Origin of the sequence: Gordonia amicalis NBRC 100051 = JCM 11271 (assembly GCF_000332995.1) — a bacterium.
Taxonomy (GTDB): Bacteria; Actinomycetota; Actinomycetes; order Mycobacteriales; family Mycobacteriaceae; genus Gordonia; species Gordonia amicalis.
Genome location: NZ_BANS01000001.1, coordinates 38,381 through 53,370, shown reverse-complemented (window position 1 = coordinate 53,370; position 14,990 = coordinate 38,381). Strand labels below are relative to the sequence as shown.

Below are 14,990 nucleotides of genomic sequence, written 5' to 3'. Positions count from 1 at the left end.
GAGGATCGCATGGACCGCATTCAACCAGGAGGTCCCGCTCCCGGCTCGATGTCATCCGTTCCGACGACTCGACGACCGATACACGAATCGACCCACTTGCGCATACGCCATCCGCTCGCTCAACCGCGAACTCAGCCTGCGCGCACCGTTGAACACATGCGCATCCTTCCCGACCACCGCGCGGACCCGACCGTCGAGCGCCGCGTCGATGATCCGACGCGCGGCCTTCTCCGGAGCCATCGCGAAACCCTTCGCGACGGCCTCGGGGGTGCCGAGGGCCTGAGAGGTCTTGCGCACGAGATCGGTCCAGATGGTGCCCGGGATGACAGTGGTCACGGTGACCTTCGACTTCTTCCCCCGAAGATCCTGCGCGAGGCCGTACGCGAAGAGCGCGACCGCGGCCTTGCTGGCCCCGTAGAACGCGGCGCCCGGGAACGGCGCGAGCCCGGACAGACTCGACGTGATGAGGATCAGTCCACCTTCGGGGCGCTGTTCGAGGTCGGGCAGGAAGGCCCGGGTGAGCCACACGGTGCCGAAGTAGTTGACGCGCATGAGCAGATCGACGCGGTCGTCGCCGACTTCCGCGATCGGCTGTGTGTCCTGAGCGATCCCCGCGATGTTGAACAACCCGTCGACCTGACCGACTTCGGCGCGCACGATCCCCGGAAACCGTTGCACCGCTTCGCGATCGCCGATATCGAGCACATGGGAACGGAAGCGGGACAAGTCCACCGCAAGCCGCCCGGTCTCAGCGAGACCGACCTCGTTGATGTCCGCGCCGACCACCGTCGCACCTCGAGAGACGAGATCGAGTGCGACACAACGCCCGATACCGTTGCCCGCGCCTGTCACCACGAAGATCTTGCCGCCGACGTCCACGCACCCTCCTCGACCGAACCGCTGCGGGCACCCTAGCAAGCGCTAGGTCGGCCCGCCCCGTTCGGGACTCTTCGGCCGAATTGGTTCGTGTCGGCACCGTGGTGATGTACTCGTGGCATGTCCACCCAGGTCCTGGCCGCCGATTCCTCTGTCGCGCTCCTCACCCTCGGCATCTCGCTGTATTCGATCGCGATCCTGGTGTGCCTCGGCATCGCGATCAACGCGGCCCGTTTCGGGCGCCGACGCCTGGCGATCACCATGGGGTGGGTGGTCGGCGTACTGACGGTCGCCGGCGTGATCGTGGCGATCCTCAGCAGCGTGCACGGAGGTTAGCGCGCCGTGTGAGCCCCGCCACTCCGGACCCACCACTGAGACAACTCTTGCATTATGCACCCGCCTGCAAGTTTGCAGGTTCTTGCAACTACCGTAGAGGAGTGCACCCCTCCGGACTCCGCGAGGCCAAGAAGGCCGCCACGCGCAAGGCGCTCGCGCGCGCCGTGCTCCGCCTGTCGATCCGCGACGGCATCGAACACGTGACCATCGACGCGGTGGCCGCCGAGGCGAACGTCTCGGTCCGCACCTTCCACAACTACTTCGGCGGCAAAGAAGACGCGCTTCTCCACTTCGTCGACTCCCTGCTGGATTCGGTCATCGAACGGATCGAGGCCCGACCGGCCGGCGAGAGCTTCTGGTGTTCGGTCCGGACCGCGCTCATCGAGACCGCCACCTCACTCGACGTCGGCGAGCCGGCCGAGATCGTCGCGCTGCTGCGACTTCTCGACACTGACCCGGCACTCACCGCCCGAACGCGCGACATCGACCTCGATCAGACGTTCGAGGCCCGACTTGCCCAGCTCTACGATCGCCGCGGCCAGCGGGCCGACGCGATGTACCCACACCTGGTCGTCCACACGGCGATCACCACCGCGCGGGTGGCCCTCGAGTACTTCGTGGCACGCAGCGAGCGCGCCGCACATGCGTCCGGCGGATCCATGCCACCCGTCCTGTCCACCGTGCTCGAGTCCGCCTTCGACCAGATGTCGGCCGGTCTGGGGCGTCCCGTCCCGCTTCTGAACGACCTGGCCGACGCATCCCACAAGGAGCCCTGACGTGGCAACACATATGTACCGACTCGGACGCTGGACGTACGAGAACCGTCTCAAGACGATCGCGATCTGGGTTCTCGTCCTCATCGGACTCGGTGTCGGCGCATCGCTGCTGGCCAAACCCGCGTCGGAATCGTTCTCCATCCCGGGCATCCCCTCGGAGAAGGCGCAGGACCTCATGGTCGAGCGCTTCCCCGGCGAGCCGTCTTTCGGCACCGACGTCAGCGTCACCTACGTGGTTCGGGCGCCCCAGGGTTCGACGCTGACCGAACCGCGGTACCAGCGGGCCATCGACGACATGGTCGTCGACCTCAAGAAGGTCGAGGCGGTCGAGAGCCCCGACTCGATCGTCAATCCGTTCGTCTCGTACGGCACCGAACAGTCCCCGGGCCGACTCAGAGAACTGTCCCAGACCTTCCAGGAGCGGACCTTCGGCAAGAGTGCCGCCGACGCGGCGGCCGATGCGCAGGCGACCTCGCCCATCAACTCCTCGTCCACCGTCGCGCAATTCGGTACGTCCTTCGCCGTGGAGGCGTCGTCGGACATCACCGAGACGACCCGCGCGCAGATGGACGCCGTCGCCGAGGACGGACGAGCCGCGGGACTGACCGTCGAGATGAAGGGCACGGCCACCCAGCAGTTCGAGCTCGGCATCACCTCGGAGCTGATCGGCATCGGCTTCGGCGCGCTGATCCTGATCCTCACGTTCGCCTCCCTGGTCGCCTGGGGTATGCCGATCATCACCGCGATCGTCGGCGTCGCGATCGGCATGCTCGGCATCCAGCTGGGCACCCATTTCTTCGACCTCAGCAAGGAGACCCCGATCCTCGCGACGATGATCGGGCTGGCCGTCGGTATCGACTACGCGCTGTTCATCGTGTCCCGATACCGGCACGAGATCCATCGGTCGGCGAACCGCGCCGATGCGGCCGGCCGGGCTGTCGGCACCGCCGGATCGGCGGTCGTGTTCGCGGGCAGCACTGTCGTGATCGCATTGGCGGCGCTGGGGATCGTCAACATCCCGTTCCTCACCGCGATGGGTGTCGCAGCCGCGGCCACGGTGATCGTCGCGGTTCTGGTCGCCCTGACCTTGCTACCGGCCATTCTCGGCCTGTTCGGCGGCAGGACCTTCGGTGGGCGCCTCCCCCGGCTCAACGCACCCGACGTGGAACCGCACGAGACCGAACGCGTGCACAACGGTCAGCGCTGGGTCCAGCGGATCGTCGCCCATCCGCGTGCCGTCACCGCCGTGATCGTCGGCGTCCTCGTCGTACTCGCGGTCCCGATGACAGGTCTCAAGCTGGCACTGCCCAACGACGGGACGTCCGAGCCGTCGACGACGCAGCGGCAGGCGTACGACATGGTCGCCGAAGGCTACGGTCCGGGATTCAACGGGCCGCTCGTCGTCGTCGCCGACGGGCGCGGTATCGAGGACACCGGAGATCGCCTCCGCACCTTCGACACCCTCGTCGACGACTTCGCCCAGATCGAGGGTGTGGCAATCGCGCAGATCGGCGCGGGCGGGCTCAACGAGGCCCGCGACACCGCGAAGATCACCATCATTCCGTCGACCGCTCCGTCCGACGAGGCCACCCCGAAACTGGTCCAGACGCTGCGGGACATGGAACCGCGGGTCGCCGCGACCACCGGCATCTCCTATGGGGTGACCGGACAGACCGCGATCGAACTCGACATCTCCGAGCGGTTGTCCGACTCGCTGATCCCCTACCTGCTGGTGGTGGTCGGGCTGGCGTTCATCCTGCTGATCATCGTGTTCCGGTCGATCCTGGTGCCGCTCACCGCCGCGCTGGGCTTCCTGCTCAGTGTCGCGGCGACCTTCGGTGTCACCGTCGCACTGTTCACCGACGGCGCCCTGGGGATCGTCGGCAATCCGCAACCGGTGGTGTCGTTCCTGCCGATCATGTTGGTGGGCATCGTTTTCGGTCTCGCCATGGACTACCAGGTGTTCCTCGTGACGCGAATGCGGGAGGCCTACGTGCACGGCGCCGACGCCACGACCGCCGTCGTCGAGGGCTACCGGCACTCCGCACGTGTCGTGGCGGCGGCTGCGGCGATCATGATCTCGGTGTTCGCGGCGTTCATGTTGCAGGACATGGCCTTCATCAAGGTGATGGGCTTCGCGCTGGCCGCGGCCGTCTTCTTCGACGCCTTCGTCGTCCGCATGACGCTGATGCCTGCGGTGCTGACGGTGCTCGGCGACAAGGCGTGGTGGCTGCCGCGCTGGCTCGACCGCATCTTGCCCAACGTCGACATCGAGGGCGAGAACCTCAGGCTCGACGACTCCGGCCCCGCGACCCGCACCTCCCCCGAGGCCGAGGTCCGCGCCGGCCGGTGACCGCGACGGTCTCGTTCAGTCGACCTCGAACTCGCCCAGTTTCGACCACTCGTCGCCGCCGACGGTGGTGTTGATGATGTCCGGGGTCCGCTGCAGGTACTTGGGCAGCTCCTGCTGGGCCTGCTTGAAATGCGGAGAGGTCACGTGCGCCTCGGCCGCGTCGTCGTCGAATGCCTCGACCAGCACGTAGGTGTTCGGGTCGTCGAGCGAACGCGACCAGTCGAACCATTTGTTGCCCGGTTCGGCACGGGTCGCCTCGGTGAACTCACGTGACAGCTCGGGCCATTCGTCCGCGTACTCGGGCTTGATCGGCCATTTCACGACGATGAGGATCATGCCTCGACCCTAGTCCCCCGGCGGCGGCACGAGCGTCGCAAAATGCGACTGGGACCACTGTCCCAAAATGTCTCGGCGAGTGACCGCTTGCGGCTGGTGAGATTCACGAGACCTCGACCGCGTCAGGGCATAGAGTGTGAAACCACAACAAATGTCTTCACATCTTTGCTGCAACGGAGGCGACATGCCGGACATCACCAAGTTCTACATCGACGGCCAGTGGGTGGACCCCGTCGAACTCAACCTCATCGACGTGATCAACCCGGCCACCGAGAAGGCGGCGGGTCAGGTGGCCATCGGGACTGCCGCCGACGTCGACGCCGCGGTGGACGCCGCGCGCCGCGCCTTCGAGACCTGGGGCCAGACCACCGTCGAGGAGCGCCTCGAGGTCATCAACCGGATCATCGCCGAATACCAGAACCGCATGGGCGATCTGGCTGCCGCGGTCACCGAGGAGATGGGTTCGCCGGTCGGCCTCACCAACGCCGCCCAGGTGCCGATCGGCCTCGGCCACCTGATGACCGCCGCCGCGCAGCTGCCCGGTTTCTCGTTCAGCGAGGACCGCGGCGGGCACCGCATCGTCAAGGAGCCGATCGGCGTCTGCGGCTTCATCACGCCGTGGAACTGGCCGCTCAACCAGGTCATGTGCAAGGTCGCCCCGGCTCTGGCCACCGGCTGCACCATGGTTCTCAAGCCCTCCGAGGTGGCACCGTTCAGCGCCGCCATCGTGGCCGAGATCTTCGACGCCGCAGGCGTTCCCGCCGGCGTGTTCAACCTCGTCAACGGTGACGGACCCGGCGTCGGCGCGGCATTGGCCGCCCACCCCGACATCGACATGATCTCGTTCACCGGCTCCACCCGCGCCGGCATCGAGGTCGCCAAGACCGCCGCGCCGTCGGTCAAGCGCGTCGCCCAGGAACTCGGCGGCAAGAGCCCGAACATCATCCTCGACGACGAGGACTTCGCGAAGAACGTCGCAGGCGGCATCGCGGCGATGATGATGAACTCCGGCCAGTCGTGCAACGCGCCCAGCCGCATGCTCGTGCCGTCCTCGCGTCTCGACGAGGTCGCCGAGATCGCGAAGTCGGTCGAGCCGAACATCACCGTCGGCGATCCGACGACCGAGGTCCAGCTCGGCCCGGTGGTCTCCGAGGCGCAGTTCGAGAAGATCCAGGGCCTCATCGAACGCGCGATCGCCGACGGCGCCACCCCGGTCATCGGTGGTGCGGGTCGTCCGGAAGGTCTCGAGACCGGCTACTACGTCAAGCCGACGGTGTTCACCAACGTCACCAATGACATGGAGATCGCCCGCACCGAGGTGTTCGGTCCGGTGCTCGTCGTCATCGGCTACGACTCGATCGACGAGGCGATCAAGATCGGCAACGACACCGAGTACGGCCTCGCCGGTTATGTGTCCGGCAAGGACCTCGACGAGGTCCGCCGCATCGGTTCGCGCATCCGCGCGGGTTCGATCGGACTCAACGGTGCCACCGTCGACCCGGTCGCGCCGTTCGGTGGTTACAAGAAGAGCGGCAACGGTCGCGAATGGGGCGACTACGCCTTCGACGAGTTCCTCGAGGTCAAGTCGCTGCTCGGTTACGGCGCCTGACGCCTCTGGCCTCGGCCACTCTCTCTCACCGCACCGGCGGGCGCCTCCCATTGCGGATGCGCCCGCCGCTGTGTTCGTCCGGTTCCCCGTCGGAGCCCGGCCCGTACTATGGCCCGGACAACTCTGGTGGGCGTCGATGACAAGCGTCACCCATCAACAGTGGTCGGGGGAAAGAATCGCGCACCGCGCGTACAGGGGTGGAAGTGTTCCGAAATGCCGTTCACGCGGCGGGGGTCGTCGCGTGTCTGATGTCGTTGTGCCTGGTCGTGTCCGGGCCTGCTCACGCGTCGCCCCAGCAGGCACGCATCGTCTCGGTCGTACAGGAGTCCGACACGCGCGCGGCAGTCTGGGTGCACTCGGCGGCGATGAACAAGAACATCAAGGTGTTCGTTCTCACGCCGCGTACCAGGACCGGTCCGCGGCCGACGCTGTACCTGCTCGACGGGGCCGGCGCCCGCGGGCACAACAGCGGTTGGCGGGAAGCCGGCGGGGTCGAGGAGTTCTTCGCCGACAAGGACGTCAACGTCGTGCTCCCGACCGGAGCCTATGGGACCTTCTACGCGGATTGGGAGCGACGCGATCCCACGGTCGGTAAACCGATGTGGGAGACGTTCCTGACAAAGGAGTTGCCGCCGCTCATCGACGCGCGGTTCGACACGACCGGGTCCCGAGGAATCGCCGGGGTCTCGATGGGTGGCCAGGCGGCGTTCACCCTGGCGATCCGCGCCCCGGCCCTCTACCGTGCCGTCGCCTCGATCAGCGGCTGTCCGCCGGTCTCCACCGCCCACGGCGAATCGTATGTGCGCGCAACTCTCGCCCGCGGCGGCGCGAACGCGGACAACATGTGGGGTCAGACCGGCTCGCGCGGATGGCGGGATCACGATCCCGCCCGCCACCTCGACCGTCTCCGCGGCAAGGCGTTGTACCTCTACTCGGGTGCGGGCCGACTCGGACCCGCCGACATCAAACGCAACGTGTCGCCCGAAGAGGGCCTGTACCAGGTGGTCCTCGCCGCGTCGTCGGCCTTCGAGATCGCCACCAGCGACTGCTCGCAACGATTCGCGGGACAGCTGCGGGCTGCTGGGTTGCCCTTCACCGATGCGATGCAGACCGTCGGAACTCACCACTGGTACTACTGGGCGAAAGAGCTGCCCCGTATGTGGAAGGCGATCGAGCCGTCCCTGTGAGGGCCGGCGCGTGGGTACGATCCACATTCATGCTGATCCCCACCCATCCCGACTCCACGACCGTCCTCGATGTCGAGGTGACCGGGTCCGGCGAACCGCTCCTGCTCATCGCGGGAATGTCAGCGCATCGGGAGATGTGGACCGATGAACTCCTCGGCGCACTCACCCGGCACTTCGAGGTCGCGGTCTACGATCACCGCGGCATCGGCGGGAGCAGTCGGGCCGAGGGCGCGTTCACCATCGCCGATCTCGCCGGCGACGCGTCTGGCGTGCTCGACGGACTCGGCTGGGACACCGCGCACGTCCTGGGCACCTCGATGGGCGGCATGGTCGCCCAGGAGCTCGTCCTCGCCCATCCCGATCGTGTGCGCAGCCTCGTCCTCGGCTGCACCACGGCGGGCGGACCGGGGGCCATCGGCACGTCCGGTGCCCTGCGTCTCGTCGAGGCCATCGCTTCCCGGGATGCCGCGCGGGTCGCCCGAACCGCCTTCGAGGTCAACCTCTCCCCGGAATTCTGCTCCGGTGACGGCGCATTCGATCGCTTCACCCGGTCCTCGACGCTACGCAAGGTGCCATCGGCGGTGGTCGCCTATCAGGCCGCGGCCTGTGGCGGCCACGACACCCGCGACCGGTTGGCCACCATCAGCGTGCCGACCACCGTCATCCACGGTGACGTCGACGAGGTCATCGGGGTCGCCGAGGGCGAACGGCTCGCCGCCGGGATCCCCGGCGCCACGCTGGAACGCTGGCCCGGCGTCGGGCACATGTTCTGGTGGGAACGTCCGGAGCAGACCGCCGAGATCACGATCCGCACCGCGAAGTCGGCGCGCGCGTAACGCCCGTCGGGTCGTCGAACGACATTCTTGACATCGGCACCGACCGCGATCTTCGGGTGGCCGCGTACGTCAGGAGTTCTATGTCGCATTCATCCAAGATCCGTCGTCTCTCGTCTCGGCAACGCATCCTGACCGGCATCTCGGTCGTCGCGATCCTCACCCTCGGCCTGTTCGGGGCGAGCACGTTGCTCAACTCGTCGAACACGGCCAGCGCCCTGCGCGGCCATCCGGAGGTGTTGCGCCCGGGCTGCACCTGGGACCAGTCCGGATACTTCGTGCAGAACTGCAAGGTCTGGTCGGAATCCCAGCAGCGCGACGTGATCGTGCAGATCCGCGCGTCGAGCGGCAGCGACAGCGGCGTCTACCTGCTCGACGGCATGCGGGCCAGCGAGACTCGCTCTGCCTGGACCACCGACGTCCAGGCGGCCCGCGTCTACGACGCCAAGGCCGACACCACGCTGGTCATGCCGGTGGGCGGCGCGTCGTCGTTCTACACCGACTGGGACGGCGGTGCGGGCGACAACAACACCGTCATCAAGCAGGAGACCTTCCTGACGTCCGAACTGCCTGCGTACCTCGAGAAGGAGTTCGGGGTGGCGCGCAACAACAACGCGATCGTCGGTCTCTCGATGTCGGGCGGTCCCGCGGTCACGCTCGCCGAACGGCACCCGGAGCAGTTCAAGGTGGTCCAGGCGATGTCGGGTTACTACCAGACCGACAATCCGATCGGCGCCCTCGGCGTCTTCGCGACGCAGAGCCTGGTGTCGAACTACGTCAGCGGCGTGGTCAACATGTGGGGCGCGCCGGGCGGAGACCGCTGGACCGACAACGACCCGTCGAAGAACGTCGGCAAGCTCGCCGAGAACGGCCAGGTCCTGATCATCTCGTCGGGCAACGGGTTCCTCACCCCGTCCGAGATGGCGAAGCTCGCGCCCCAGGATCAGATCTCGGCGATCGCACTCGAGATCCTGTCCGCGGTGTCAACCGTCCTGATGCAGCTGCAGGCCAAGCAGTCCGGTGCATCGGTGATCTCGCTGCCCAACTACGGCGGTCACACCTGGGAGAACTGGGGCCGCGCCCTCGGCGACGGCAAGGGGCACGTACTCGAGGCACTGCGCAACAATCCGCCGGTCACGGAGAAGACGACGGTCGTCTCGGCGTCGGGCAGCCCCGACCCCGAGGGCCCCGCGAAGGTCACCATGGCGGCGAAGAATGCCGCCACGGCCTCCCCCGCACTCGACGCCTCGGTCCTGGCCGCGCTGCAGTCGACGGACGCGTCCAGCGCATCCTCGGGGACCCCGGCGGCGTCCGAATCAGCGGCCTCGTCCGAGGCCTCGGGATCGGCTGCCCCGTCGACCGGTGACGTGTCGGCGTCGGTGCCCGCAGCACCCGAGTCGGCAGCGGCCGAATCTGCCGCGCCCGCAGAGGAATCGGCCCCAGAGGAATCGGCCGCGGCAAGCACGACGAAGCCCACGATCCCGCAGCTCGCGCCGACGGGACCGGCCCGGTCGGACGGGTCTGTCCCCTCGACGACCACGACCACCACGCCAGGGCGGTGACCCGACTTCGCTCGCAGCCGTTAGCGTTACGGCGTGAACTCTGACTTGGCCGACCTGGTCGGCACCGACACGATCGCCGTGGTGGTCGCCTCTGGGGCGATCCTGGTCTGGGGCCTGGCGCTCGGAGTGTGGAAGTACCACGGGATCCGCACGTCGCCCGAGCACAGCGCGCATGTGTACGTCGACATCGCTCACCGTGCGGCACTGATGTACTCGTTCGCGACCCTCGTCCTCGCCGCGCTGGTCGAGCTGAGTGCGTTCGCGCCGGTCGTCAACGTGCTGGCCGCGGCGGTCCCGATCGTGTTCTTCGTCGCCGCGATCGCGTCGTACTGCATCCACGGCGCACTCCGCGACACCACCAATCAGTTCGAGAAGCCGATGCCGGGGACGTACCTGTTCATGGTCGCGCTGATCGTCGGCGAGATCGGCGGAGTGCTGGTCCTGCTCGCCGGGGTCGTCGTGCGGCTGGCCTGATCGGCCGGCACGCCGTCACCAGTCGGCGGGTGTGTGCACCCGCAGCCAGGTCACGACCTCGTCGAGGACCACGTCCTGCTCGGGCTCGTTGAAGATCTCGTGGAACAGGTCGTCGTAGATGACGAGTGTCTTGTCCTCCGAACCGGCGAGCCGCTCGACGAGCTCGCTGCCCTTCGGGTCGGTGAGGGCGTCGGCGCCGCCGTGCATCACGAGCAGCGGCAGCTGCAGCAACGGCAGACGCTGCGGGAACGACTGCATGGTGGAGATCATCGCCCCACCGAGACCGGCCGGGATCTTGCCACGCGTCACGAGCGGATCGGCGTCGTAGGCCGCCACCACGGACGGATCGCGGGAGATGCTCGTCGAACTCAACGCGGTGGTCGGCAGCCCGGGCGCGATCTTTCCGATCACCGGCGCGATCTTGACGGCCAGCGGAGACAGGTCGTCCCCGGGGAGCACGGCAGCCCCCGACAGGATCAGGCCGTCGAGCTTCTCCTGATGGTCGAGCGCGTAGTCGAGGGCGATGCAACCACCCATGCTGTGTCCGATCAGGAAGGTCGGGAAGGCCTCGTCGGCGACGTGGGCGATGACGGTGTCGAGATCGCCGGTGAATTCGCTGAACCGACGCAGCCGCATCCGCTTGCCGCCAGAGCGTCCGTGTCCGACATGGTCGGGGATCGCCACGAGAAATCCCGCGTCGACGAGACGCTGCGCCAGATGTCCGTACCGTCGGCCGTGTTCGGCGAGTCCGTGCGCGATGACCACGACACCGCGCTTATCACCTTCGGGGCGGTGGACATCGTAGACGATGTCCTGGCCGTGTGGACCGCGAAAACTGTGTTCTTCCGGTGTCATTGCCTGTTCTCTCGTCCGTGGAGCCGTTGGAGCCGTTGTCTCGTCAGTGCAGGCCCAGCCGTGCCACGACCGACTTTCCTGCCGATTCGAGCATGCCGAGCGGACGTAGTGCGGCCTCCCCGATCCCGACCATCGCCTCGACGCGTGCGACGACCCGTTCGAGCCGGGCGACGACGTCGGACATCCGGTCGACAGTCGCGTCCACCTGATCGAGTGTTCCCGACATCCGCGCGAGCGTCGCGTCGAGTTTCTCGATCGTCGCGTCCAGATTGCTCATCGTCGGGCCGAGTCCCTCCAGGGTCTCACCCATGTCGGCGAGGATTCCCTCGAGCTGCTCCACCGTCATATCGGCATTGAGCGCTGCCTGCGCCAGCTTCTTGATGCGCTGCCGCTCGGGTGGCTTCGAAGACGCGGTGTCGACCATGGGCTGGATTATCACCCACCACGCGCACGGCGGGAGACCGAACGAGCGAGGAATAGCCCGCCACCCCGCGCGGTTGACCCACACAGAGTCACTCAAATTTGAGTGACTTGTCGACCGAAGGAGCACACCATGCCTGCCGTCTCCGCCGACACCTTGTCGTTGACGCGCCTGTCCTCGCCCGGGTTCGACGCCATCGAGCGTCCCGTCCGATCCGTCACCCGCGGACCGCGCGGCTACGAAGGAGAAGGGTTTCCGGTGGTGCGCGCCTTCGCGGGCGTCTCCCCCGCCGAACTCGATCCGTTCATCCACATGGACCAGATGGGTGAGGTCGACTACGAGCCCGGCGAACCGCGCGGCACCTCCTGGCATCCGCACCGCGGCTTCGAGACGGTCACCTACATCATCGACGGCCGCTTCGCGCACCAGGACTCCGCGGGCGGTGGCGGCCTCATCGAGGACGGTGCGACGCAGTGGATGACGGCGGGCTCCGGCATCCTGCACATCGAGACGCCGCCGGCCGAGTTGGTGGAGTCCGGCGGACTGTTCCACGGCATCCAGCTGTGGGTCAACCTCCCGGCCGAGAACAAGTTCCTCCCGCCGAACTACCAGAACCTCGAGGGCGGCCAGGTGGGCCTGGTGACCTCGCCCGACGCCGGGTCGCTGATCCGGATCATCGCCGGTGATATCGAGGGACACCGCGGACCGGGCTCCACACACACCCCGATCACGATGGCCCACGCCACGGTGCAACCCGGTGCGGCGGTGTCGATCCCGTGGAATCCCGAGTTCAACGCGCTGGTGTACGTGTTGTCCGGCCGCGGACGCGTCGGCGCGGAGGGACGTCCGATCGAGCAGGGCTCCCTCGCGGTTCTCGGCAAGGGTGATCGCATCACCGTGGCCGCCGACGGTGCGCAGGACAGCAACCGCCCTGCCCTGGAGGTTCTTCTTCTCGGGGGCCGACCTATCCGCGAACCCGTCGCGCAGTACGGTCCGTTCGTGATGAACACCCGTCAGCAGCTCATCGAGGCCATGGAGGACTATCAGGCCGGTCGGCTCGGCGTCGTCCCGCCGGATGCACTGATGCCGCACACCGTTCGCTGATCCATGGCCACCGATTCCGATGACCTGCAGGGCGCGTGGCGCGTCTTCATCGAGACCGCCGCGCGCCTGCAGACCATGCTCGACGACGATCTGCGAGCCGGCACCGGGATGAGCCTCGCCGACTACAGCGTGCTGCTCGTCCTCCACGAGAGCGAGGGCGGCAGATTGCGTATGCGAGATCTGGCGCACCGCATGGTGTTCTCCACGTCGCGACTCTCGTATCAGGTCGATGCGATGGTGAAACGTGGCTGGCTGCAGCGGGAACGCGCCACCGAGGACAGGCGCGGCAGCTACGCGGTACTCACCGAGGAGGGACGCTCCGCGTTCCGGAGTGCCGCCCGCGACCACCACCAATGCGTCGATGCACTGTTCTTCTCGGCGCTCCGGCCGTCGGACGGACGCGAGCTGCGAGCGGTGATGGAACGACTCGCCGCCCACCTCGACACCATTCATCCGAGAACCCAGGAGACCTGATGTCATTCACCATCATCCGGGCCGACGAACGTCATCACTGGCGCAACGAATGGCTCGAGTCCTGGCAGTCGTTTCCGGCGACGGGCAACTTCGATCTGGCGGCGAACGCCCACGGAGTCCTGCTGGTGCACAACGACGATCGGGTCGACGCGGGCGAAGGACTCGACCGGCATCAGCACCGTGACGCCGAGATCGTCACCTGGGTCCTCGACGGCGCACTACGCCACCGTGATTCCGCCGGAAACGACGGCATCCTGAAACCCGGGATCGTGCAACGCATGACTGCGGCCGCGGGATCTCCCACAGCGAGAGCAACGCCACCGGCCGTCTGGACGGCACCGATCTGCGCGTGGTCCAGATGTGGGTTGCTCCGGAGGAGACCGGCCTCGAGCCCGGCTACGCCGAGGCCGACGTCACCGCCGCGTTGGCGACCGGCGACCTCGTGGTCGTCGTCTCCGGGCTGTCCCGCCACGCGACCACGACACCGGTGACCATCAACAACTCCACCGCCGCCCTGCATGTGGCGCAGATGCCCGCCGGCCGGACCGTGACTCTTCCCGCCTCCCCCTACGGCCACCTCTACGTGGCGCGAGGGGAGGTGGAACTGGCCGGCGACGACCGACTCCTCGAAGGCGATGCGGTGCGCACGAGAAACGCCGGCGAGATCTTCCTGCACAGCTCCGGCGGAGCCGAGATCCTGTTCTGGGAGATGCACGCCGGCGTCGCCTGAGGCTCAGCCGAGTTGCGGGATCACCTTCGACGCAACGAGTTCGAGGTGATCGAGATCGTCGAGGTCCAGGGTCTGGAGATACATCCGGGTGATCCCGAGCTCGCGATAGCTCTCGATCTTCGCGACGACCTCGTCGGGCGTCCCCGCGGCGCCGTTCTCGCGCAGTTCCTCCGGCTCCCGGCCGATCGCCTCGGCACGGCGCCGGAATTCGGCTTCGTCACTGCCACAACACAAGACGAGCGCACCCGAATAGGTCATGGTCTCGGGACGACGCCCCGCCGCGGCGCAGGCCGCGCGCACGTTGCCGATCAGCTCACGTGCGACGTCCACGGGCTGGAACACCACGTTGAACTCGTCGGCGAATCGTGCCGCCAGTGCCGGCGTGCGCTTCTTTCCGCTGCCGCCGACGATGATCGGCGGACGGGGGCGCTGCACCGGCTTCGGCAGCGCCGGTGAGTTGCTGAGCTGGAAATGCTCACCGCGGTAGTCGAATCGGCTTCCCTCGGGCGTACCCCACAGACCGGTGATGATCTCGAAGCTCTCCTCGAGCCGGTCGAACCGTTCCTTCAGCGACGGGAACGGGATGCCGTACGCCTCGTGCTCGGGCTCATACCAGCCCGCACCGAGACCCAGTTCGATTCGGCCGCCGCTCATCTGGTCGACGTTGGCCACCGCTATCGCGAACGGGCCCGGCAGGCGGAAGGTGGCCGACGAGACCAGTGTGCCCAGTCGAATCCGCGACGTCTCCCGCGCCAGCCCGGCCAGCGTGATCCACGCATCCGAGGGTCCGGGCAGTCCGTCGCCGCCCATGCCGCTGAAATGGTCGGAGCGGAAGAAGGCGTCGAATCCGAGTTCCTCGGTCGCCTTCGCGACTGCGAGCAGCTGATCGTAGGTCGCGCCTTGCTGGGGTTCGGTGAAGATTCGCAATTGCACGGTTTCAACTTACGCGCAGTGGGCATTCACCAGGTGCGGCGCGAGTTCTCCGCGGCCCATCCGGCACCGCGGTGAATCCGAATCGCTTGAGCTCGACACCCAACCCAGTACTCGGCCGAGTACTCGACAAA

Annotated in this window: 15 protein-coding genes and 1 pseudogene; 11 read left to right on the top strand and 5 right to left on the bottom strand. The window is 67.3% G+C overall.

Annotated elements, in window-relative coordinates; translation table 11 throughout:
• Positions 1–51 precede the first annotated feature (51 nt).
• On the bottom strand, positions 52–879 hold the full coding sequence (locus GOAMI_RS00255; RefSeq protein WP_006434368.1) for an SDR family NAD(P)-dependent oxidoreductase: 828 nt from the start codon (positions 877–879) through the stop codon (positions 52–54).
• A gap of 117 nt (positions 880–996) precedes the next feature.
• Between GOAMI_RS00255 and GOAMI_RS00250 the strand changes: the two genes are divergently transcribed.
• The 3 genes from GOAMI_RS00250 (at position 997) to GOAMI_RS00240 (ending at position 4,341) form a co-directional block, all read left to right on the top strand.
• Positions 997–1,212 carry a hypothetical protein gene (locus GOAMI_RS00250; protein WP_006434367.1) on the top strand — a complete coding sequence of 72 codons (216 nt, stop codon included), beginning with the start codon at positions 997–999 and terminating at the stop codon, positions 1,210–1,212.
• A 101-nt stretch (positions 1,213–1,313) separates the two neighbouring features.
• Positions 1,314–1,988 carry a TetR/AcrR family transcriptional regulator gene (locus GOAMI_RS00245; RefSeq protein ID WP_024497786.1) on the top strand — a complete coding sequence of 225 codons (675 nt, stop codon included), beginning with the start codon at positions 1,314–1,316 and terminating at the stop codon, positions 1,986–1,988.
• A 1-nt stretch (position 1,989) separates the two neighbouring features.
• A complete protein-coding gene (locus GOAMI_RS00240) occupies positions 1,990–4,341 on the top strand; it encodes an MMPL family transporter (RefSeq protein ID WP_006434365.1) in 2,352 nt (783 codons plus the stop codon).
• Between the two features lie 15 nt (positions 4,342–4,356).
• Here GOAMI_RS00240 and GOAMI_RS00235 read toward each other — a convergent pair whose 3' ends face one another.
• The gene (locus GOAMI_RS00235; RefSeq protein ID WP_006434364.1) at positions 4,357–4,677 is read right to left on the bottom strand and encodes a putative quinol monooxygenase; all 321 of its coding nucleotides are present in this window, start codon (positions 4,675–4,677) and stop codon (positions 4,357–4,359) included.
• A gap of 184 nt (positions 4,678–4,861) precedes the next feature.
• Here GOAMI_RS00235 and GOAMI_RS00230 point away from each other — a divergent pair, with 184 nt between their 5' ends.
• From GOAMI_RS00230 to GOAMI_RS00210, 5 genes are all read left to right on the top strand, one after another.
• The gene (locus GOAMI_RS00230) at positions 4,862–6,286 is read left to right on the top strand and encodes an aldehyde dehydrogenase family protein (protein ID WP_006434363.1); all 1,425 of its coding nucleotides are present in this window, start codon (positions 4,862–4,864) and stop codon (positions 6,284–6,286) included.
• Positions 6,287–6,534: 248 nt separating this feature from the next.
• On the top strand, positions 6,535–7,473 hold the full coding sequence (locus tag GOAMI_RS00225) for an alpha/beta hydrolase (protein WP_081598166.1): 939 nt from the start codon (positions 6,535–6,537) through the stop codon (positions 7,471–7,473).
• A 29-nt stretch (positions 7,474–7,502) separates the two neighbouring features.
• Positions 7,503–8,309: an alpha/beta fold hydrolase gene (locus GOAMI_RS00220; RefSeq protein ID WP_006434361.1), complete on the top strand. Its 807-nt coding sequence runs from the start codon at positions 7,503–7,505 to the stop codon at positions 8,307–8,309.
• 80 nt (positions 8,310–8,389) lie between these two features.
• On the top strand, positions 8,390–9,868 hold the full coding sequence (locus tag GOAMI_RS00215; protein WP_006434360.1) for an alpha/beta hydrolase: 1,479 nt from the start codon (positions 8,390–8,392) through the stop codon (positions 9,866–9,868).
• 33 nt (positions 9,869–9,901) lie between these two features.
• Positions 9,902–10,342 carry a hypothetical protein gene (locus tag GOAMI_RS00210; protein ID WP_006434359.1) on the top strand — a complete coding sequence of 147 codons (441 nt, stop codon included), beginning with the start codon at positions 9,902–9,904 and terminating at the stop codon, positions 10,340–10,342.
• Positions 10,343–10,357: 15 nt separating this feature from the next.
• Here GOAMI_RS00210 and GOAMI_RS00205 read toward each other — a convergent pair whose 3' ends face one another.
• On the bottom strand, positions 10,358–11,197 hold the full coding sequence (locus GOAMI_RS00205) for an alpha/beta hydrolase (RefSeq protein ID WP_006434358.1): 840 nt from the start codon (positions 11,195–11,197) through the stop codon (positions 10,358–10,360).
• A 43-nt stretch (positions 11,198–11,240) separates the two neighbouring features.
• On the bottom strand, positions 11,241–11,621 hold the full coding sequence (locus GOAMI_RS00200) for a hypothetical protein (RefSeq protein WP_006434357.1): 381 nt from the start codon (positions 11,619–11,621) through the stop codon (positions 11,241–11,243).
• A gap of 129 nt (positions 11,622–11,750) precedes the next feature.
• Here GOAMI_RS00200 and GOAMI_RS00195 point away from each other — a divergent pair, with 129 nt between their 5' ends.
• The 3 genes and pseudogenes from GOAMI_RS00195 (at position 11,751) to GOAMI_RS00185 (ending at position 13,926) form a co-directional block, all read left to right on the top strand.
• On the top strand, positions 11,751–12,722 hold the full coding sequence (locus GOAMI_RS00195; protein ID WP_006434356.1) for a pirin family protein: 972 nt from the start codon (positions 11,751–11,753) through the stop codon (positions 12,720–12,722).
• A 3-nt stretch (positions 12,723–12,725) separates the two neighbouring features.
• Positions 12,726–13,196, top strand: coding sequence for a MarR family winged helix-turn-helix transcriptional regulator (locus GOAMI_RS00190; RefSeq protein WP_006434355.1), 471 nt, complete (start codon positions 12,726–12,728; stop codon positions 13,194–13,196).
• Positions 13,196–13,926 (top strand): annotated as a pseudogene (locus tag GOAMI_RS00185) (pirin family protein). The gene GOAMI_RS00190 and the pseudogene GOAMI_RS00185 overlap by 1 nt, the downstream one beginning before the upstream one ends.
• Positions 13,927–13,929: 3 nt before the next feature.
• Here the strand turns inward: GOAMI_RS00185 and GOAMI_RS00180 are convergent.
• Positions 13,930–14,859 carry an LLM class F420-dependent oxidoreductase gene (locus GOAMI_RS00180; RefSeq protein WP_006434353.1) on the bottom strand — a complete coding sequence of 310 codons (930 nt, stop codon included), beginning with the start codon at positions 14,857–14,859 and terminating at the stop codon, positions 13,930–13,932.
• Positions 14,860–14,990 lie beyond the last annotated feature (131 nt).

Coding starts and splice junctions, on each gene's coding strand:
- GOAMI_RS00250 (WP_006434367.1), top strand. CDS start 997: ATGTCCACCCAGGTCCTGGCCGCCGATTCCTCTGTCGCGCTCCTCACC.
- GOAMI_RS00235 (WP_006434364.1), bottom strand. CDS start 4,677: ATGATCCTCATCGTCGTGAAATGGCCGATCAAGCCCGAGTACGCGGAC.
- GOAMI_RS00230 (WP_006434363.1), top strand. CDS start 4,862: ATGCCGGACATCACCAAGTTCTACATCGACGGCCAGTGGGTGGACCCC.
- GOAMI_RS00225 (WP_081598166.1), top strand. CDS start 6,535: ATGTCGTTGTGCCTGGTCGTGTCCGGGCCTGCTCACGCGTCGCCCCAG.
- GOAMI_RS00220 (WP_006434361.1), top strand. CDS start 7,503: ATGCTGATCCCCACCCATCCCGACTCCACGACCGTCCTCGATGTCGAG.
- GOAMI_RS00215 (WP_006434360.1), top strand. CDS start 8,390: ATGTCGCATTCATCCAAGATCCGTCGTCTCTCGTCTCGGCAACGCATC.
- GOAMI_RS00205 (WP_006434358.1), bottom strand. CDS start 11,197: ATGACACCGGAAGAACACAGTTTTCGCGGTCCACACGGCCAGGACATC.
- GOAMI_RS00200 (WP_006434357.1), bottom strand. CDS start 11,621: ATGGTCGACACCGCGTCTTCGAAGCCACCCGAGCGGCAGCGCATCAAG.
- GOAMI_RS00195 (WP_006434356.1), top strand. CDS start 11,751: ATGCCTGCCGTCTCCGCCGACACCTTGTCGTTGACGCGCCTGTCCTCG.
- GOAMI_RS00190 (WP_006434355.1), top strand. CDS start 12,726: ATGGCCACCGATTCCGATGACCTGCAGGGCGCGTGGCGCGTCTTCATC.